The sequence below is a fragment of the Achromobacter sp. UBA4530 genome (genome assembly GCF_002388205.1).
Classification (GTDB): Bacteria; Pseudomonadota; Gammaproteobacteria; order Burkholderiales; family Burkholderiaceae_B; genus Achromobacter; species Achromobacter animicus.
In genome coordinates, this window is the sequence record NZ_DGMA01000008.1 from 355,250 (window position 1) to 374,460 (window position 19,211).

Sequence of the window (19,211 nt, forward strand, 5' to 3'; positions counted from 1 at the left end):
CAGCGCCCTGCATCAGAACGTAATGTTCGCCGACATCCACAGCCGGCGGCCTTCCAGTACCTGCCGATACGAATTGCTCCAGCTGGCGTTGGCCGCGGGCGCCGTCGCGCCGGTCTTGGCCGGACCGTAGTCCACGAAGTTCTTGTCGAACAGATTCAGCACCGAGGCCGACAACGTCACGTTCTTGCTGACCACGTACGAGCCGCCCATGCTGGCCAGCCAGTACGGGCTGTAGAACACCTGCTTCTTCTCCCAGTTCATGTCGTTGAACTGACCCGCGCGGTACTCGCCGCGGACCCAGGTGTTGAACTGATCGTTGATGCGCCAGTTCAACCCCAGATTCACCGCGTGTCGCGGCTGCGAACCCAGGGGCTGGCCGCGCCGGGCGCCGGAGGTGACCTCGCTGGCGGTCAGCGTATAGTTGCCATTGAAAGACAGCCCCGCGTACAGCGGAATCCGGCCGCCGAGTTCAAAGCCCTGGATGGTGGCCGAATCGATGTTCACGCGTTGCGAGAAGTTGGCCACGGGCACGCCGTTGCGTTCCCACACGCCCAGATCCAGGCAGCCCGGCGCGGGGCCGCCCGCCGCCAGGCAATTGGGCACGCTCTGGCTGTCGATCTTGTCCTTGAACTTGGTGTGAAAGGCGGTCAGGTTGCCGGACAGCCCTTCGCCATCGTCAAACAACACGCCCAATTCCGACGAGGTGCTGGTTTCCGGCTTGAGCTGCGCATTGCCCAGCAGCGGCATGGTGCCTTGCGCGCCCAGGCCGATGATGCCGTCGGTCATCAGGTTGATATCGGGCGTCTTGTAGCCCTTGCTGACGCCGCCTTTGAACGTCCACGTGGGCGTGGCATTCCAGACCAGGTAGCCGCGCGGACTCCACTTGCCGCCGAACTGCTCGTTGCGGTCGTAACGCACGCCGGCGGTCAGCGCCACGCTATCCACGATGCGCCATTCGTCTTCCGCAAACAGCGCCCACTGGTACTGCCGCAGGTTCAGCGGCGCCGACACCAGCGTGTCCTTGAACTGCTGTTCGCGCCACTGGCCGCCCAAGGTCAGGTTGTGGCGGTTATCGAACAACGGCATCGTCCACTTGGTGTCGAACACCCAGTTGTCGTATTCCAGGTCGCGGCTGGCCCCGTCGGTGGGTTGGCGCGGCGTGCTCATCGGATTCGTGCGGCCGATGGTCTCGGTGGTGTCGTAGACCAGGCTGGTGTCCGAACTGACCGAACTGCCGTAGCGGCCCAGATGCGTCAACGCATAGCGCTGCCGGTTGAATTTCATTTCGGGCTCGTAGCCGCCGCCCTGGCGATTCGGCGCCACGGCGGCGTTCAACGTGCCAAGCTCCCCGTTGCCGTTGTCGAAGGTCTGCCAGTTGCTGTCCACGTCGAACAGGATGTCGTGGTTGCGGTTTGGCGTCAGCGACAGACGCAGGCCCACGTTCTGCTGTGTGCTGTCGCCCAGCCCGCTGAAACTCGCCAGGTCGCCGGTGTAGTGGCCGCTGTCGTAGTCGGCTTGGGTGGCGGGATAGCTGCCGGTCGCGCTCAGGCGCCGGTAATGGCCGCCGCGCAGGCTAAGGCCAAAGTTGTCGGTCTTCAAGGGGCCGCTCAGGTAGAAGCCCGCGCCGTAGGTGTTGCCGAAGCGGTTGTCGCCTTGCAGCGTGCCGTCCAGCGTCAGTTGGCCCGTCCATTCGCGAGCGACCTTGCGCGTGATGATGTTGATGACGCCGCCCATTGCGTCCGAGCCGTACAGCGTGGACATCGGGCCTCGCACCACTTCGATGCGCTCGATGGCGGCCATCGGCGGAATGAAGTTGGTGTCGACGTCGCCGAAGCCATTGGCGCGCGCCCCCGAACTGTTCTGGTTCATGCGCTTGCCGTCCACAAGCACTAGCGTGTAGTCGCTGGGCATGCCGCGGATGCTGATGTTCATGCCGCCGGCCTTGCCGCCGCGCTCCACCGACACGCCCTCCACGTCGCGCACCGCGTCGGCCAGGTTATGGAAAGGCCGCGCTTCCAGCTGTTCGCGCGTGATGACCGAAATGGACGCGGGCGCGTTGCGGATCTCTTGCTCAAACCCAGACGCCGTGACCACGACGGTGTCCAGTTGCGTCACGCCCATCGTGTCTTCCAGCTCGGCCGTGCCGGTCTGCGCCTGAGCGCCGGCAGCGGCAAGCGCCAGCGCGATGGGCAAAAGACGGAATCGCGCGCCGGGTGTTGAAGCGGCCCGCGCAGAGCCGTTAAAGCGTTTCTGAGTCGACATGGGAATCAAATAAAAAAACCGCCCGATCAGGGCGGCCGCGCTGTGCGCTGATTGACGTGCTTAGGGACGCCAATGATAGGTATTCCCATTACCCCAACTCAATGCCACGAAGGCGTTTTCGAAGAATCGTTAGAAGCCTTGAATGGCATTTCGGACGGGTCCGACGGACGCAGCAATCGCGCACGACAACGTCGGCATCGTGCGCACATCGCCGAATGCCGAAAGCTCAGTCCGCGTCGGCCAGTATCGCTGCCGGCAACCTCGGCAATACCCGCATCGCGTTCGCGGTGGTGGCGTGCGCCACCTGCGCCGGCGTGATGCCGCGCAGCTCCGCCAGGACTTGCGCGATCCGCGCCAGTTCGCCGGGACGATTGCGCCGATCGGGTTCATGCAGCCAGGCGGGCGGAATGTCCGGCGCGTCGGTCTCCAGCACCAGATGCTCCAGCCCCACGTCCACCGCGTGACGGCGAATCTGCAGCGCCCGCTCGAACGTCATCGCGCCGCCCATCCCCAGCGCAAAACCGTGATCGATGAAAGCCTGCGCCTGCTGCGCGCTGCCATTGAACGCATGCGCGATGCCGCCGATACGCGGATGGCGGCGCAGGTACTTCAGCAGGATGTCCTGGGATTTGCGCACGTGCAGCAGCACGGGCAGGCCGAACTCCACGGCCATGTCCAGTTGCGCAGCGTAGAACCGTTCCTGACGTTCGCGCGGCGGGCCGGACGCGATCTCCGGCACGAAGAAGTCCAGCCCGATTTCGCCGATGGCGACAAAGCGCGGATCGCCCAGGGATTCCTTGATGGTCTGTCGCAGCACGTCCAGATCGCCGTCGTCGGCGCGCGCGACGTACAGCGGGTGGATGCCCAGCGCATACGCGCCGCCGGCGATGCTGGCGGCCAAGTCGCGCACGACCGCGAAATTGGCGCGCTCGATGGCAGGGATCACGATGGCCTGGACGTCCGCATGGGCGGCGTGGTCCGCGACCTCGGTGCGATCGGCATCGAATTCAGCGGCGTCCAGATGGCAATGGGTGTCGATGAGCATGGGCGTGTCCTCCTTATGCGGATTATCCGCCCCGCGGCCGTCGCGCGGACCCGCGCTGACGGCTTTCGCTGCGGACCGGGCTAGCCTGACACCAGGCGGCCGTTTTCCATCAGCAACTGACGGTCGGCGCGGGCGGCAAGCTCGGGATCGTGGGTGACGATCGCAAATGCCGTGCCCGACTCCTGGTTCACCCGCGTCAGCAGTTCGAACATGTTGTGGGCAGTGTGCCGGTCCAGGTTGCCCGTGGGCTCGTCCGCCAGCACGCACACCGGCCGCGTCACCAGCGCGCGCGCCAGCGCCACGCGCTGCCGTTCGCCGCCGGACAATTGGCCGGGAAAGTGCCCTTCCCGGGCGGAAAGGCCGACCAATCCGAGCACTTCTCGTGCCGCCTCGCGGGCTTTGTCGCGGTTCTCGCGGCGCACGATCAGCGGCATCGCCACGTTGTCCAGCGCCGAAAACTCGGCCAGCAGGTGGTGGAACTGGTAGACGAAGCCCAGGCTGCGGTTGCGCACCGCGCTTTTCTTGGACTCGGACAGCCCGATGCCCACCTGGCCATCAACCGATACCGAGCCGCTGGTCGGGACGTCGAGCAGCCCCAGAATGTGCAGCAAGGTGCTTTTGCCGGACCCCGACGCGCCCACGATGGCGACCATCTCGCCGCGCGCGACGGACAGGCTGACATTGCTGAGCACTTCGATCCGGGCGGGGCCTTCGTCGTAGACCTTGACGATGTTTTCGGCCTGCAGCGCCGGCGTCGTGCCGGCCTGCGGTTTCTGCGTCGGGGTATCAATCATGGCGCAGCACCTGTGCGGGTTGCAGGCGCGAGGCGCGCCAGCTCGGATACAAGGTCGCCAGCAGCGACAGCACCAGCGAGGTCACGCCGATGGTGACGATGTCGCCCACTTGCGGATCGGACGGCAGCGCGCTGATGAAGTAGATTTCGCGCGGCAGGAAATGCACGCCCAGCATGCGTTCGATGAACGGCACGATCACGTCCACGTTGTACGCAATGGCGATGCCGCCGGCCACGCCCAGCAAGGTGCCGATCACGCCGATCAGCGCACCTTGCACCAGGAAGATGCGGGCCACTTCGCCGGGACCCGCGCCCAGCGTGCGCAGGATGGCGATGTCGGATTGCTTGTCCTTGACGGCCATGACCAGCGAGGACAGCAGGTTGAACGCCGCCACGGCCACGATCAGCGCCAGAATCAGGAACATCATGCGCTTTTCGGTCTGCACCGCGGCAAACCACGTGCGGTTGTTGCGCGACCAGTCGCTGGCCATGACATACGGCGGCAGGACGTTGCGCAGTTCGGCCGCCACTTCGGGGGCTTTTTGCATGTCGGCAATGCGCAGACGCACGCCGGCGGTGCCGCTTTCGCGGAAGACGCGCGCCGCATCTTCGTTGTCCACGAACGCCAGCGAAGAATCGTATTCGTAGTGGCCCGACGAGAACACGCCCACCACGGTGAACTGGCGCATGCGCGGGGCAAACCCGGCCGGGCTGATCGAGCCCTGCGGCGCCATCATCAGCAGCGTGTCGCCGACCTTGACGCCCATGCCGTCGGCCAGCTCGTTGCCCAGCACGACGCCGAAGCCGCCGGGTTTCAGGTCGGTCAGCTTGCCCGACACCATCTGGCGCGGCAGGTCCGACACGTTGCCCTCGGTGGCGGGGTCGATGCCCCGCACCTGCACGCCACGCAGCGCCTGCCCCCGGACCAGCATGCCCTGCGCTGCCACGAAGGGCGCGCCGGCCTTGACCTCGGGATTGCGCTCGGCGGCGGTGGCGAACTGCTGCCACTGCTCAAGCACCCGTTCGGGCGATGCGCCGGGAAGATAGAGTTCGATGTGCGGCAGCACCGACAACATGCGGTCGCGCACTTCTTTCTGGAACCCGTTCATCACGGACAGCACCACGATCAGGGCGGCGACGCCCAGCGCGATGCCCGCCATGGAACTGGCGGCGATGAAGGAGATGAAGCGATCGCGGCGGCCGCGTCGCTGGCGGATCCGGGCAAGCCCCGCATAGCGGGCGCCGATCCATAGTTCGTAGGGTATTTTCAGCACGTGCGCATTATTGCATTAACCGCCCGTAAATCGCCCCGCGGATGTGCGGATCCTAGACCAGGCGTGACAACGTATGGCAGTTGGCCGCGACGCTAAGTTCCCCATCCCGGCGCGGACTACAATCGCCGCCATGCTGATCGTCATTCCGGGCGCCTTGCCCGCCCTTCCCGTCGCCGCCGAGCTGGCCAAGCTTATGCCCGAGCGCGCGCCCACCCTGCACGGCTGGCTACAGGCTGCGACCGCTCGTCCCCAGGCCTACGACCTGCGCGCCCACGGTTGCACCGCCTTCGAATCGTGGCAGCTGGAGCGCGCCGGGTATGCGCCCGAACCTGGCCTGCTGCAAAGCGCCGGGCTCGGCCCGCTGCTGGCCGGGCAACAATCCCACACACAGGCTGACGAACCCGTCTGGCTATGCGAACTGGTCCATCTCGCGCTGGGCGCGGATCAGGCGTCGCTGCTGGATCCGGATTCGATGGACCTGACCGAATCGGAAACGGCCGCCCTGCTCGACACTGCGCGCCCTATCTTCGAAGGCACCGGATTCTCGGTCGAGCCGCTGTCGCCGCAGCGCTGGCGCCTGCGCCTGCCGGCGGACCTGCGCCCCCAGACCGCCAGTCCGTTGGCCGTAGCCGGAAAGCGCCTGAACGACTGGTGGCGCCAGGATGCCGAAACGCGCCCGTGGCGGCGCCTGCTGAACGAAATCCAGATGGCGTGGCACGAACACCCGGTCAACGACGTCCGGGCCGCCCGCGGCCTGCCGCCCGTCAACGCGCTGTGGCTGTATGGCGGCGGCACGCCCTGGACGGCGGCGCCCGCCGGCCCGGCGCAAGTCTTGACGCAACTGGACGCGCCGCAACGCGCCGGCGACTGGGCCGCGTGGCTCGACGCGCTGACCGAACTCGATACGCAGCATCTGCGTCCGCTGGCCGCCGCCAAAGGCCTGCCCGCCACGCCGGTGCAACTGCTGCTGCTGGGCGATGACCGCAAGGTTGCCCTTGACCTGAAACCGCGCGGGGGCCTGCTTGGCTTGCTGCCCGCGCCCAAGAAGAACTGGAGCGCCTGGTGGTCTCACCCCGCTTAACCATCCGTCCGGCCGATCTGGCCGCCTGCCACGTCCTCGAATCCTCCGGCATCCACCCCCTGCTGGCCCGCCTGTGGGCCGCGCGCGGCGTGACGCATCCGGACCAGACCCGCCTCGCCTGGCCGTCCTTGCTGCCGCCGGCTGGATTGACCCATTCGGCCCACGCGGCCGCCGTCCTGGCCGACGCCATCCAGGCCGGGAAAAAGCTGCTGATCGTGGCCGACTACGATTGCGACGGCGCCACCGCCTGCGCCGTCGGCCTGCGCGCGCTGTCCGCGATGGGCGCCGACGTCGACTTCCTGGTGCCTAATCGTTTCGAGACCGGGTACGGCCTTTCCCCGGCCGTGGTCGAACTGGCCTGCCTCCACCGCGCGGGCAAGCCCGACATCATCATCACGGTCGACAACGGCATCGCCAGCGTCGACGGCGTGGCTGCGGCCAATGACGCCGGCATCGGCGTGGTCATCACCGATCACCACCTGCCCGGCGACACCCTGCCGGACGCGCTGGCCATCGTGAACCCCAACCAGCCCGGCTGCGGCTTTCCGTCCAAGAACCTGGCCGGCGTGGGCGTCATCTTCTACATGATGCTGGCGCTGCGCGCCGAACTGCGCCGGCGCGGCGTCTACGCGCCGGACGGCGGACCGCGCCTGGACGCGCTGTCCGATCTGGTTGCGCTGGGCACGGTGGCCGACGTCGTCAAACTGGACGCCAACAATCGGCTCCTGGTCACGCAGGGCCTGCAGCGCATGCGCAGCGGCCGTCTGCAACCTGGGCTACGCGCGCTCTTTGCCGTCGCTGGCCGCGAGCCGCGCAGCGCCAATGGCTTCGACCTGGGCTTCGCGCTCGGACCGCGCATCAACGCCGCGGGCCGCCTGGCGGACATGAGCCTGGGCATTGCCTGCCTGACCACGGACGACGAGGCGCAGGCGCTGGAGATGGCGCGCGAGCTGGACAACATCAACCGCGAACGTCGCACGATCGAAGCCGAGATGCGCGAGCAGGCGCTGGCCGCCATGGAAGCGCCCGATGCCACCGCCGGCGCCACCGTCTGCGTGTTCGACCCGGGCTGGCACCAGGGCGTCGTGGGGCTGGTCGCCTCACGCCTGAAAGAGAAATTCTGGCGCCCCACCCTGGCCTTCGCGCCGGCCGGCGACGACGAGATTCGCGGCTCCGGCCGTTCGATCCCGGACGTGCACCTGCGCGATGCGCTGGACCTCGTATCCAAGCGCCATCCCAACCTGATCCGCAAGTTCGGCGGCCACGCCATGGCGGCCGGCCTGACGCTGGGCAAGTCCGATTTCCCGACCTTCGCCCCCGCCTTCGACGCCGCCGTGCGCGAACTGACCGGACGCGATTCCTTCGAGCCCGTCATCGAAACCGACGGCTCGCTGGAAACCGGCTACGCCAACGCCGACGTGGCCGGGATGCTGCAACAGCAGGTCTGGGGCGCAGGCTTTGCCGCCCCCCTGTTCCTGGACGAGTTTGTCGTGCGCAACCAGCGTCTGGTCGGCGAAAAGCACCTGAAGCTGTCCCTGGAACGCGGCCACCAACGTTTCGACGCCATCTGGTTCGGCCACGACCAGTCCCTGCCGGAACGCATCCAGGCGGCGTACCGCCTGGAACAGAACGTGTGGAACGGGATGGTGTCGGTGCAGCTGGTGATCGAACACGCCGGATAATGCGCGACGGTGTCTGACACCCATAAGACACCGTCCGCCAGCGGTCTTATTTGTTCACCAGCTTCGCCGGCTGCGCCAGCGCCACCAGCGCACCCACCACCAGGCAGCCGGCCAGCATGTACAGCCCGGTGTTCGTGGTCCCGGTCATATCCTTCAGCCAGCCCACCAGATACGGGCTGACAAAGCCGGCCAGGTTCCCCACCGAATTGATCAGCGCGATCCCCGCGGCGGCGGCCGTGCCGCCCAGGAGCGCCGTCGGCAGGCTCCAGAACAGCGGCAGCACCGTGCAGATGCCGATGTTGGCCACCGTCAGCGCCAGAATCGCCAGCACGGTGTTACCGCTCCACACCGCCGACAGGAACAGCCCCACCGCGCCGAACATCGCCGGCAAGGCCACGTGCCAGCGGCGCTCGCGCTGCCGGTCGGAATTGCGCGAGATCAGGATCATGCCGATCACGGCGAACAGGTTGGGCACCGCCGTCAGCAGGCCAATCGCCAGCGGACTCTGCACCCCGGTGTTCTTGATGAGGCTCGGCATCCAGAACCCCACGCCGTACAGGCCCATCACGAACGAAAAATAGATCAGCGCCATCGCCCACACGCGTGGCTTGGTCAGCGCGGCGCGGATCGGCGGATCCTCCTTCTGCTGTTCCTCGGCCGCGATATTGCGGATCAAGACGGCCTTTTCATTGGCCGTCAGCCACTTGGCCTTGTTGATGCGGTCGTCCAGATAGATCAGCACCAGCACGCCGATCACCACCGACGGAATCCCCTCCAGCAGGAACAGCCATTGCCAGCCCGACAGGCCGTGGTCACCGTGAAAGGTCGCCATGATCCATCCCGAGATCGGGCCGCCGATCAGGCCGGACATGGGCACCGCGGTCATGAAGAACGTCGTGATGCGGCCGCGCCGGGCGGCCGGATACCAGTAAGTCAGGTACAGGATGATGCCGGGAAAGAACCCGGCCTCGGCCGCGCCCAGCAGAAAGCGCAGCAGATAGAACATATGCACGCTGGTCACGAACATCATGCAGGCCGAAATGATGCCCCACGTGATCATGATCCGGGCGATCCAGATCCGCGCCCCCACCTTGTGCAGGATGATGTTGCTGGGAATCTCGAAGATGAAATAGCCGATGAAGAAGATCCCGGCGCCCAGCCCGTACACCGTCTCGCTGAACTGCAATTCCTGCAACATCTGCAGCTTGGCGAACCCCACGTTGACGCGGTCCAGGTACGCCACCACATAGCAGACCACCAACAGCGGCACCAGCCGCCAGCCCACCTTGCGGTAGATCCGGTCCTCTTCGCTGGCGTCAAGCGCCGGCGAGACCCCGGGGGTCATCGTGTTTTCCATCTCTGTCTCCATTCCTCTGGCGGGATAGGCCGGCGCGGGGCCGGCGTTTTCGGGGTCGGCGGTCCCAAACGGGGACATCGCAGCCACCCGCCAAGGCTAGAGCCGTCGGGTTGACAAAAAACTGAACAACTTGGAACCGCGCCGCCGGGCGGCCGAAATCGGGCCCGTCCCCTGTCTGCCGCCGTGCGCCCGCGCAGTCGGTCCAACCACGGTAAAATGCCAGGTTTCGCACAAAAGTCATCACAGGATCAATCATGGAAGCCGAACGTCAGAACCAGCTCGCAGCCCGCCTCGCCGACTACGCGGAGCGCGAACAGGCTCTACGGAGGTATCTTTGACTACGATGCCAAAGCTGAACGCCTCCAGGTCGTAAACGCCGAACTCGAAGACCCGGCCGTCTGGAACGACCCCAAGCACGCCCAGGACCTGGGCCGTGAAAAGAAATCGCTCGAGGACGTGGTGGAAACACTGACGAGCCTGGGCGCCGGCGTGGCCGATTCCCAGGAACTCTTCGAAATGGCCGCCGCCGACGATGACGGCGACACCCTCGAAGCGATCGAACTGGACGCCAACGCCTTCCAGGAAAAGCTCGAAGCCCTGGAATTCCGCCGCATGTTCTCCAATCCGGCCGATCCCCTGAACTGCTTCCTGGACATCCAGGCGGGCGCGGGCGGCACGGAAGCGCAGGACTGGGCGTCGATGCTGCTGCGCCAGTACCTCAAGTACGCCGAACGCAAGGGCTTCAAGGCCGAGATCCTTGAAGAATCCGACGGTGAAGTCGCGGGCATCAAGTCGGCCACGATCAAGATCGAAGGCGACTACGCCTTCGGCTACCTGCGCACCGAAACCGGCGTGCACCGCCTGGTCCGCAAGAGCCCCTTCGACTCGTCGGGCGGCCGCCACACGTCGTTCGCCAGCGTTTTCGTGTACCCGGAAGTCGACGATTCCTTCGAAGTCGAAGTGAACCCCGCCGACCTGCGCGTCGACACCTACCGCGCCTCGGGCGCGGGCGGCCAGCACATCAACAAGACCGACTCGGCCGTGCGTCTGACGCACATCCCCACCGGCATCGTCGTGCAGTGCCAGAACGACCGTTCGCAGCACCGCAACCGCGCCGAAGCCATGCAGATGCTGAAGTCCAAGCTCTACGAACTGGAAATGCGCAACCGCATGGCCGAGCAGCAGAAGCTGGAAGACTCCAAGACCGACGTGGGCTGGGGCCATCAGATCCGTTCGTACGTGCTGGACCAAAGCCGCATCAAGGACCTGCGCACGAACGTCGAAATCTCCAACACGCAGAAGGTGCTGGACGGCGACCTGGATCCCTTCATCCAGGCCAGCCTGAAGCAAAACGTCTAAGTTCCGCGATTCTTCCCGCTTTCACGCACCCAGAGGTCCACGAATGTCCGACACCATTGCAATTCTCACCGGCGCTTCGCGCGGCATCGGCGCCGCCATGGCGCGCGGCCTGGTCAAACCCGGCACCCGCCTCATCACGCTGGCGCGCCGCGAAGACCCCGAGCTCGCCGCCCACGCGCGCTCGCAGGATGTGCAGCTGGAACAACTGTCCGTGGACCTCTCGGACCTGAAAGCGGCCGAATCCGCGGCTGAACGCATCTGCGCCGCGCTCCCGGGCGACGCCAAGCGCTATCTGCTGATCAACAACGCGGGCACGGTGCATCCCGTGGCGCGCACCGACGAACTCACCGACGGCGCGGCCATCACCGCCGCCTTCAACCTGAACGTCACCGCCGTCATGCTGCTCACGGCGCGCTTCCTCGCCGCCGTCGCCGACATCAAGGCCGACCGCCGCGTGCTGAACATCTCCTCCGGCGCGGGCCGCAACCCGAACGCGGGCTGGGGCGTGTACTGCGCCACCAAGGCCGCCCTCGACATGCACGCCCGCGTCGTCAAGCAGGAACAAGGCGCCGACGGCGCGCGCATCGTCGCGCTGGCCCCCGGCATCGTCGACACCGACATGCAGGCTGCCATCCGCGCCAGCTCCGTCGAAAGCTTCCCTGCGCTGGCCAAGTTCCAGGACTTCCATGCCACCGGCAAGCTGTCCTCGCCCGCCAGCGTTGCCTCCCGCATCCTCGCCTACCTGGATCGCGAAGATTTCGGCACGACCGAAATCGACGACATCCGCAATTACGACTGATCCCCCGACCATGACCGACCACTCGACCACTCCGGCTCCCGCCCAGGATGAAAACCGCTTGATCGCCGAACGGCGCGCCAAGCTGGCCAAACTGCGCGAAACCGGGGTCGCGTACCCCAACGATTTCGTCCCGGACGCCCGCGCCGCGGCCCTGCATGACAAGTACGACGGCGAGGAGCAGGAAGCCCTGGCCGCCGCCGCCGTCACCGTCAAGGTCGCCGGCCGCATGATGCTCAAGCGCGTCATGGGCAAGGCCAGCTTCGCCACGCTGCAGGACAGCACTGGCCGCATCCAGATCTACCTGGACCGCGGCACGCTCGGCGAAGACGTCTACGCCGCGTTCAAGCAATGGGACATCGGCGACATCATCGCGATCGAAGGGTCGGTCTTCAAGACCAACAAGGGCGAACTCTCGGTGCACGCCGCGTCCGCGCGCCTCCTGTCCAAGTCGCTGCGTCCGCTGCCCGACAAGTTCCACGGCGTCGCCGACCAGGAATTGCGCTATCGCCAGCGCTACGTCGACCTCATCATGACCGACGCCACGCGCCGCACGTTTGAAGCGCGCAGCAAGGCCGTGGGCAGCATCCGCCAGTTCATGCTGAACGCGGGCTTCCTCGAAGTCGAAACGCCCATGCTGCACCCGATCCCGGGCGGCGCGGCGGCCAAGCCCTTCGTCACGCACCACAACGCGCTGGACATGGAAATGTTCCTGCGCATCGCGCCCGAGCTCTACCTCAAGCGCCTGATCGTCGGCGGCTTTGAACGCGTGTTCGAAGTCAACCGCAACTTCCGCAACGAAGGCGTCAGCCCGCGTCACAACCCCGAATTCACGATGATGGAGTTCTACGCAGCCTTCGCGGACTACCGCTGGCTCATGGACTTCACCGAAGAACTGATCCGCCAGGCCGCCATCTCGGCCAGCGGCAGCGCCGTCCTGACCTACCAGGAACGCGAGCTGGACCTGTCCAAGCCCTTCGACCGCCTGACCATCTGCGAAGCCATCCTCAAGTACGCCGACGGCTACACGCAGGCCCAGCTGGATGACCCGGCGTTCGTACGCGCCGAACTGAAGAAGCTGGGCGCGGACGCCGACGGCCCCGTGCTGTCGCGCGCCGGCCTGGGCGCGCTGCAACTGGCGCTGTTCGAAGAGACCGCCGAAGCCAAGCTCTGGAACCCCACCTACATCATCGACTACCCGGTCGAAGTCTCGCCGCTGGCGCGCGCCTCCGATACCCGCGAAGGCATCACCGAGCGCTTCGAACTCTTCATGACCGGCCGCGAAATCGCCAACGGCTTCTCGGAGTTGAACGACCCCGAAGACCAGGCCGAACGCTTCCGCTCGCAGGTCGAAGCCAAGGACGCCGGCGACGAAGAGGCCATGTTTTACGACGCGGACTACATCCGCGCCCTGGAATACGGCATGCCTCCGACGGGCGGCTGCGGTATCGGCATCGACCGCCTGGTCATGCTGCTGACCGACAGCCCCAGCATCCGCGACGTCATCCTCTTCCCGCACCTGCGCCGTGAAGACTGATCCCCGGAGCGCATCATGATCTTCAAGATCCTGATGCTGCTGCTGGTCGTGGCGGGGCTGGTCTACTGGATCAAGCAACCCCGCCGCATCGAGCCCGGCGCGCCCTATCGCGCCGTCCCCGCGCGGCGGCCGGTATTCATCGTGCTGTGCGTCGCCACCGCCATCTCGCTCATCGCCGCCATCCTGACCGCCTTGCTCTGGATGGGCGGCGTGGCAGGCGGCGTCACCGGCGGCGGGTATCACGGCGAAGCCGATTTCCTGCTGCCGGTTGCGGCCTCGCTGCTGGCCTTGTCGGTGGCCTGCGCCGTCGGCGCATTCCTCAAGCGGCGGGGTTAGGGTCCACGGGCCACCTGCCCGCACCCGCCGGCAACGCCGGCAATGACGCCTGCAGCATGGCGTCGATGAACGCGGCGGGCGCCAGCCGGCCGCCCGGCTTGTACCACTGCACCGTCAAGTTCATTGCGCCCAGCACGCATCGCTTGATGACGCGTGCGTCCCCCTGCAGCAATCCCGCCTCCACCGCCCCCGCGACCACCGACTGCCACATCGCCTCGTAGCGATCGCTCAGCCCCTTCACGGCCGCCTGGCTGGGCGCGGACAGGCTGCGCCATTCGTACACCAGTGCGTTCATCGCGTCCCCGCCCGCGCCGTGCAGCATGCTCCACATGTGCACGCGAAACAGCGCCGCCAAGCGGTCCTCCGGCTCAACATAGCTGGCCAGCGCCTTGCCGCCCAGGTCGATCACTTCCTGGATGCCGTTGTTCATGACGGCGACCAGGATTTCCTCCTTGCTGCGAAAGTGATGGAACAGGCTGCCCGATTGCAGCCCCACGGCCTTGGCCAGTTCGCGCACCGTCGTGCGCTCGTAGCCATGCTTGCTGAAAAGCCGGCCGGCGGCCAGGACCAGTTCCCGCCGCCGCTCGGTCTCCGCGCCATCGTCCCGCGGCGCGGCGGTCCCGGTCTTGTCCATGGCGTGTCAAACCCTCTGGATGATGGTCGCGGTCGCCATGCCGTGGCCGATGCACATAAGCTGCATGCCCAGCTCGCCTTCGGTCGCCTCCAGTCCCGCCAGCATCTTGGCCATCAAACCCGCGCCCGTGGCGCCCAGCGGATGGCCATGCGCGATCGCGCCGCCCCACGGATTCACACGCGCCAGGTCGGCGCCCATTTCGCGCTGCCAGGCCAGCACCACGCTCGCAAAGGCCTCGTTGATCTCGATCCAGTCGATGTCCTCCAGCGCCAGGCCCGCGCGCGACAGCGCCTGCCGCGCCGCCGGGATCACACCCGTCAGCTGCATCACGGGATCCGACCCCACCACGACACGCGCCAGGAATCGCGCCCGCGGCCGCAAGCCATCGGCCAGGGCCGTATCCTTGTCAGCCAGCAGCACCGCCGCTGCGCCGTCGGCGAGCTGGCTCGCATTGGCCGCGGTGACGCCCCCCTGACCCGGCGGCCGCAACGCCGGCGCCATGGCCGCCATGCGGACCGCGTCCGTGGTCTCGCGGATGCCCTCGTCGCGCAGCGCCGGCGTGCCGGGCAGCAGCTCCGCGTGCAGGCCGGCGCTGGCAGCCGCCCAGGCCCGCGCGTGGCTCTCCCGCGCCCACTGATCCATCTCGGCCTGCGACAGCCCCCAATGGCTGGCGATGCGCTCCGCGCTCTCTATCTGATGGATCAGCGGATACCGCGCCAGCAGCGCCGGGTTCAGCGATTCAAAGCCGCGGAATTCCGTCTGGCCCAGCGTCACGTCCAGGAACATGGGCACGCGGCTCATACTCTCGACGCCGCCCGCGACCACGTAGCGCATGTCGCCCGCGGCGATGGCCTGCGCACCGAAATGCACGGCCTGCTGGCTGGACCCGCACATCCGGTTGAGCGCTACGCCCGGCACGCTCTCCGGCAGCCCGGCCAGCATGGCCGCCAGCCGCCCGATGTTGGCGCCTTGCTCCCCCGCCTGGCTGACGCATCCGGCGATCAGGTCCTCAACCTTGTCGCCCGGCAGCGCCGCGCGCGCCAGCAGTCCCTGCACAGTCTCGGCCAGCAGCGCGTCCGGCCGCGTCTGCGCCCACCATCCGCCGCGCCGCCCGAACGGCGTGCGCACGGCTTCCAGGATCACGGCTTGGTTCATGCCGTCGTCTCCTCAACGTAGAGCATTTCGATTTCGTTGGCGTAAGCGCGGTAGATGCTGGCGCGCCGCACCTTCATCGTCGCCGTCACCTCGCCGTCGTCGTGGTCCAGTTCCTTGGTCAGCAGATGGAAACGCTTGATCTGCGAGACCGGCGCCAACCCGGCGTTGGCGCGCGCGACCTCCTGCTGCACCAGCTCGCGCACTTGCGGGCATTCGGCCAGCGACCGGAAATGCGTGAATGCGATGCGCCGCGATTCGGCCCATTTGCCCACCGTGTCGAACTCCAGCTGGATCAGCGCGGACACGTACTTCCTGCCGTCGGCGATGACGATGCATTCCTTGACGTACGGGCTGCCCTTGACCGCGTTCTCGATTTCGGACGGCGTCAGGTTCTTGCCGCCCGCGGTGATCATGATGTCCTTGAGCCGGTCCACGATGCGCACGCGCCCGGCCTCCTCGGCCACGACATCTCCCGTGTGCAACCAGCCGTCGCGCACAGTGTCGGCCGTCGCTTCAGGGTTCTTGTAATAACCCTGGAACACCATGTCGCCGCGCACCAGGAGTTCACCGGCCTCACCGATGCGCCATTCCACGCCGAGGATCGGCTCGCCCACCGTGCCCACCTTCACGCGGTCCGGATGCTGGCCAAAGATCATCCCGGTCGACTCCGTCAGGCCGTACACCTCGACCAGCGGCACACCCAGCGTGCGAAAGTAGCGCACCACGTCCGGCGGGATCGGCGCCGCGCCCGTCATCGCCACCCGCACGCGCCGCAGCCCGATGAAGTTCTGCAAGGCGCGCAGCACCAGCCAATACCACAGCCAGTGCGTCAGCCGCTCGCCCAGCCTGTACTGCGCGGGAGACTTTTCCAGGAACGGCGCGCATTGCGCCAGCGCGCGGCCGTACAGCCACCGCTGCACCGCGCCGGCCTCCTGCATCTTGATCGAAATTGCGGCGTGCAGCTTTTCCCAGATGCGCGGCACACCCAGGAAAATCGTCGGCGCGACTTCGCGCAGGTCTTCCTGCACGGTGCGCAGCGACTCGCCAAAATTCACCTGCGAGCCCAAATAGATGGGCACGAACGTGGACAACATCTGCTCGGCGACGTGACACAGCGGCAGGTACGACAGGTGCACGCTGGACGCATCCATCGACAGGCGATCGGCAATGCCGGGCGCCACGCCGCGCATGTTGCGATAGCTCAGCATCGCGCCCTTCGGCTTGCCGGTCGATCCAGACGTGTAGATCATCAACCCGGTGTCGTCCAGTTGCTGTCCGTCCAGCATCGTGTTCAGCGCGGTCAGTTCCACCGCCTCGCGCTGGCCGCCATCGGCCTCGACCTCGGCAAAGGTCACGATGCGCGCCCGATCCGCGTCGGAATACGAACGCAACCCCTTGGTCTCGATCACCACAATGCGGCGCAGATGGGGCAGCCTGTCCGCCACCTGCAGCACCTTGTCCGTCTGCTCCTGGTCCTCGCACACCACCAGTTCGACATCCGCATGCGCCAGCACGTAGCCCATTTCCTCGGCCGGGCTGGTGGAATAGACGCCCACCGCCACGCCGCCCGCCGCGCAGGCGCCCATCTGCGTCAGCAGCCATTCCACCCGGTTGTCCGAGACGATGGCAACCCGCCCGCCCACGCTAAGCCCCAGCGCGCGCAGTCCCAGGCCGACGTGGCAGGCGCGCTGCCAGTACTGATCCCACGTCATGGGCTTCCAGATGCCGAAGTCCTTTTGCCGGATCGCGACGGCGGACGGCTGACGGCGCGCCTGCTCGCGCAGCATCTGCGGCAGCGTCAGCGGCGGCCAGTCGCCCGGATCGGTATGCGCGTCCTTCATGACAGCCAGCGCTTGCGGCGCTTGTAATGCTTGATGTCCCGAAAACCCCGGGCCTCTCCCGAGCCGCCGATGCCCAGATAGAACTCGCGCACATCGGGATCCGCCGCCAGCTTGTCCGCGGAACCGTCGATCACCACCTTGCCGGTCTCCATGATGTAGCCGTAATGCGCCACTGCCAGCGCCACGGACGCGTTCTGCTCCACCAGCAGCATCGACACCCCCTGTTCGCTATTGATGCGCGCGATGATCGAAAAGATGCTTTCGACCAGCATCGGCGACAGACCCAGCGACGGCTCGTCCAGCAGCATCAGCGTGGGCTGGGCGATCAGCGCGCGGCCGATCGCCAGCATCTGCTGCTCGCCGCCGGACAGATAACCCGCCAGCCCGCGCCGCCGCTCGAACAGCCGCGGGAAATAGCCATAGACCAGATCGAAATCCGCGCGTGCCGCCTTCCGTCCGGTCAGCGCATAGGTGGCCGCCACCAGGTTCTCTTCCACCGTCAGGTCCTCGAACACGCGCCGCCCTTCCATCACGTGCGCCAGGCCCGATCGCACCAGGTTCTGCGGCTTGATGCCCGCCGTATCGCCGCCGCCGAACACGATGTGGCCCCGCACCAGCTCGCCGTCCTCCAGGTCCAGCAGTCCCGACACGGCCTTGAGCGTGGTCGATTTGCCGGCCCCGTTGCTGCCCAGGAGCGCCACGATGCTGCCGGCCGGCACCGACAGGGACAAGCCGCGCAGCACCTGCACCGCCTTGTTGTAGACGACCTCGATGTTGTTGATGTCGAGCACCGCCTTGGGCGGCGCCGCGGCGGTCACGCCCGCTCGCACCTCTGGTCCCCGCGCGTCATGTCCCGGATTCACGGCAGCCTCACTTGAGCACGATCCAGTCGGACGCCGGCACCATCTGCTTCTGCTTGACGTCCGCGCGATAGATCCGGCCCACGGGTATCGAGTTGCCCTTGATGGTGATCGGCACGCCGATCAGCCCGCCCGTATCGAAGTCCTTGATGCCATCCAGCGACGCCTTCATGTTGGCCGCGGTCAGTTCCTTGCCGGCATCCAGCGTACGCTTGGCGACCTCGGAGAACAGCATGGCGGCCAGAAAGCCCTGCATGTAGCCCGTGCTCTGGTACTGCGGCCGCATCTCGCGGATCTTCTTGAGCATCGGCGCGTCGGCCGCCTGGTCGTAGTAATAGCGGTACGGCATCACACCCATGAAGCCCTCGGCATCCTCCCCCATCTGCATCACGGTCGAGTTGTCCATCGTCCAGAATGTGCCCATGTAGCGCGTCTTCAGCCCCATGCGCTTGCCCTGCCCCACGAACTCGGGAATCGGCGCCAGCACGTAGCCATGGAAGATGGTGAAGTCCGGATCCGCGCGGCGCAGCTTGATGACTTCTGTCGACACGTCCACGCTGCCCGGCGGCGTCATGATTTCGGTCGCCACCTTCAGGCCCAGCTTCTCGGCCACCGCACGCGAACTGGCAATCGGGTCGCGGCCGAACTCCGTGTCCGAATACACAAACGCCACCTTGGCGCCCGGCTGCTCCTTGGCGATGTAGCGCAGCAGGATGCCGAACATCTCGGTGTAATCCGGCCCCAGCATGAACTGGGCGGGATACTTGGCCGGGTCATTCAGTTCGGTCGCAAACGACGCGCCCGTCATCAGGATGTCGCCCGTTCGGTTCAGCTCGGCGTTGATGGTCTTGGAAAAGCCCGTCGAATCGCCGTAATAGAAATTGACCTTGTTCTGGCTGGTGATCTTCTTGAACGCCGCCACTGACGCGTCCACCTTGTACGCGGTGTCCTCCGGCACGTAACGCAGCTTGCGGCCCTTGATGCCGCCCTGGTCGTTGATGATCTTCACGTAATCCGTGATCCCGGCGTGGATGCCCTGCCCCGCAAAGGCGAACACGCCGCTCAGCGGGATCGAGCCGCCCAGCACCAGATCCTCGGCCGCCTGCGCGGCGGGCGCCGCCGCCAGTGCTGCCGCCAGGCCCAACGGGGCCAACAATCTCGATAAACCGCTGCCTATCCGGATGCGCTTCATGGTTTGT

At 66.5% G+C, this 19,211-nt stretch carries 16 protein-coding genes; 6 read left to right on the top strand and 10 right to left on the bottom strand.

Going from position 1 to position 19,211, the window contains the following annotated elements; translation table 11 throughout:
* Positions 1-12: 12 nt before the first annotated feature.
* From B2W22_RS08435 to B2W22_RS08450, 4 genes are all read right to left on the bottom strand, one after another.
* The gene (locus B2W22_RS08435) at positions 13-2,262 is read right to left on the bottom strand and encodes a TonB-dependent receptor domain-containing protein (protein WP_286937191.1); all 2,250 of its coding nucleotides are present in this window, start codon (positions 2,260-2,262) and stop codon (positions 13-15) included.
* Between the two features lie 226 nt (positions 2,263-2,488).
* The gene (locus B2W22_RS08440; RefSeq protein WP_175123379.1) at positions 2,489-3,307 is read right to left on the bottom strand and encodes a TatD family hydrolase; all 819 of its coding nucleotides are present in this window, start codon (positions 3,305-3,307) and stop codon (positions 2,489-2,491) included.
* Positions 3,308-3,387: 80 nt separating this feature from the next.
* Positions 3,388-4,101, bottom strand: coding sequence for an ABC transporter ATP-binding protein (locus tag B2W22_RS08445; RefSeq protein ID WP_056562341.1), 714 nt, complete (start codon positions 4,099-4,101; stop codon positions 3,388-3,390).
* A complete protein-coding gene (locus B2W22_RS08450) occupies positions 4,094-5,374 on the bottom strand; it encodes a lipoprotein-releasing ABC transporter permease subunit (protein ID WP_056318935.1) in 1,281 nt (426 codons plus the stop codon). The genes B2W22_RS08445 and B2W22_RS08450 overlap by 8 nt, the downstream gene beginning before the upstream one ends.
* 130 nt (positions 5,375-5,504) lie before the next feature.
* On the opposite strand from B2W22_RS08450, the gene B2W22_RS08455 reads away from it, so the two are divergent.
* Positions 5,505-6,455, top strand: a complete 951-nt coding sequence (locus B2W22_RS08455) for a hypothetical protein (protein WP_218344245.1) — start codon at positions 5,505-5,507, stop codon at positions 6,453-6,455.
* Entirely contained in the window at positions 6,437-8,137 is a 1,701-nt protein-coding gene (gene recJ / locus B2W22_RS08460) for a single-stranded-DNA-specific exonuclease RecJ (RefSeq protein WP_286937194.1), read from the top strand. Before B2W22_RS08455 ends, recJ begins: the two co-directional genes overlap by 19 nt.
* Before the next feature lie 46 nt (positions 8,138-8,183).
* Here the strand turns inward: recJ and B2W22_RS08465 are convergent, their stop codons facing one another.
* The gene (locus B2W22_RS08465; RefSeq protein ID WP_286937196.1) at positions 8,184-9,494 is read right to left on the bottom strand and encodes an MFS transporter; all 1,311 of its coding nucleotides are present in this window, start codon (positions 9,492-9,494) and stop codon (positions 8,184-8,186) included.
* 254 nt (positions 9,495-9,748) lie between these two features.
* Here B2W22_RS08465 and prfB point away from each other — a divergent pair.
* The 4 genes from prfB (at position 9,749) to B2W22_RS08485 (ending at position 13,522) form a co-directional block, all read left to right on the top strand.
* Positions 9,749-10,853, top strand: a protein-coding gene (gene prfB, locus B2W22_RS08470) for a peptide chain release factor 2 (protein WP_175138336.1) whose coding sequence is annotated in 2 segments (ribosomal slippage) — positions 9,749-9,829 and positions 9,831-10,853 — 1,104 coding nt in all. Because the reading frame shifts where the segments join, the coding sequence is not laid out codon by codon here.
* A gap of 43 nt (positions 10,854-10,896) precedes the next feature.
* Positions 10,897-11,652 carry an SDR family oxidoreductase gene (locus B2W22_RS08475; RefSeq protein ID WP_286937197.1) on the top strand — a complete coding sequence of 252 codons (756 nt, stop codon included), beginning with the start codon at positions 10,897-10,899 and terminating at the stop codon, positions 11,650-11,652.
* A 10-nt stretch (positions 11,653-11,662) separates the two neighbouring features.
* Positions 11,663-13,186 carry a lysine--tRNA ligase gene (lysS, locus tag B2W22_RS08480; RefSeq protein ID WP_175123385.1) on the top strand — a complete coding sequence of 508 codons (1,524 nt, stop codon included), beginning with the start codon at positions 11,663-11,665 and terminating at the stop codon, positions 13,184-13,186.
* Between the two features lie 15 nt (positions 13,187-13,201).
* A complete protein-coding gene (locus B2W22_RS08485) occupies positions 13,202-13,522 on the top strand; it encodes a preprotein translocase subunit TatB (RefSeq protein WP_286937198.1) in 321 nt (106 codons plus the stop codon).
* Here B2W22_RS08485 and B2W22_RS08490 read toward each other — a convergent pair.
* The 5 genes from B2W22_RS08490 to B2W22_RS08510 form a co-directional block, all read right to left on the bottom strand.
* Entirely contained in the window at positions 13,506-14,156 is a 651-nt protein-coding gene (locus B2W22_RS08490; RefSeq protein WP_175138338.1) for a TetR/AcrR family transcriptional regulator, read from the bottom strand. The genes B2W22_RS08485 and B2W22_RS08490 overlap by 17 nt on opposite strands.
* Before the next feature lie 6 nt (positions 14,157-14,162).
* Positions 14,163-15,311: a thiolase family protein gene (locus tag B2W22_RS08495; protein ID WP_286937202.1), complete on the bottom strand. Its 1,149-nt coding sequence runs from the start codon at positions 15,309-15,311 to the stop codon at positions 14,163-14,165.
* On the bottom strand, positions 15,308-17,152 hold the full coding sequence (locus B2W22_RS08500; protein WP_286937203.1) for an AMP-dependent synthetase/ligase: 1,845 nt from the start codon (positions 17,150-17,152) through the stop codon (positions 15,308-15,310). Before B2W22_RS08500 ends, B2W22_RS08495 begins: the two co-directional genes overlap by 4 nt.
* Complete coding sequence (locus B2W22_RS08505) at positions 17,149-17,943, bottom strand: ABC transporter ATP-binding protein (RefSeq protein ID WP_370647810.1); 795 nt, start codon at positions 17,941-17,943, stop codon at positions 17,149-17,151. Before B2W22_RS08505 ends, B2W22_RS08500 begins: the two co-directional genes overlap by 4 nt.
* A gap of 79 nt (positions 17,944-18,022) precedes the next feature.
* Positions 18,023-19,204: an ABC transporter substrate-binding protein gene (locus tag B2W22_RS08510; RefSeq protein WP_056318909.1), complete on the bottom strand. Its 1,182-nt coding sequence runs from the start codon at positions 19,202-19,204 to the stop codon at positions 18,023-18,025.
* Positions 19,205-19,211 lie beyond the last annotated feature (7 nt).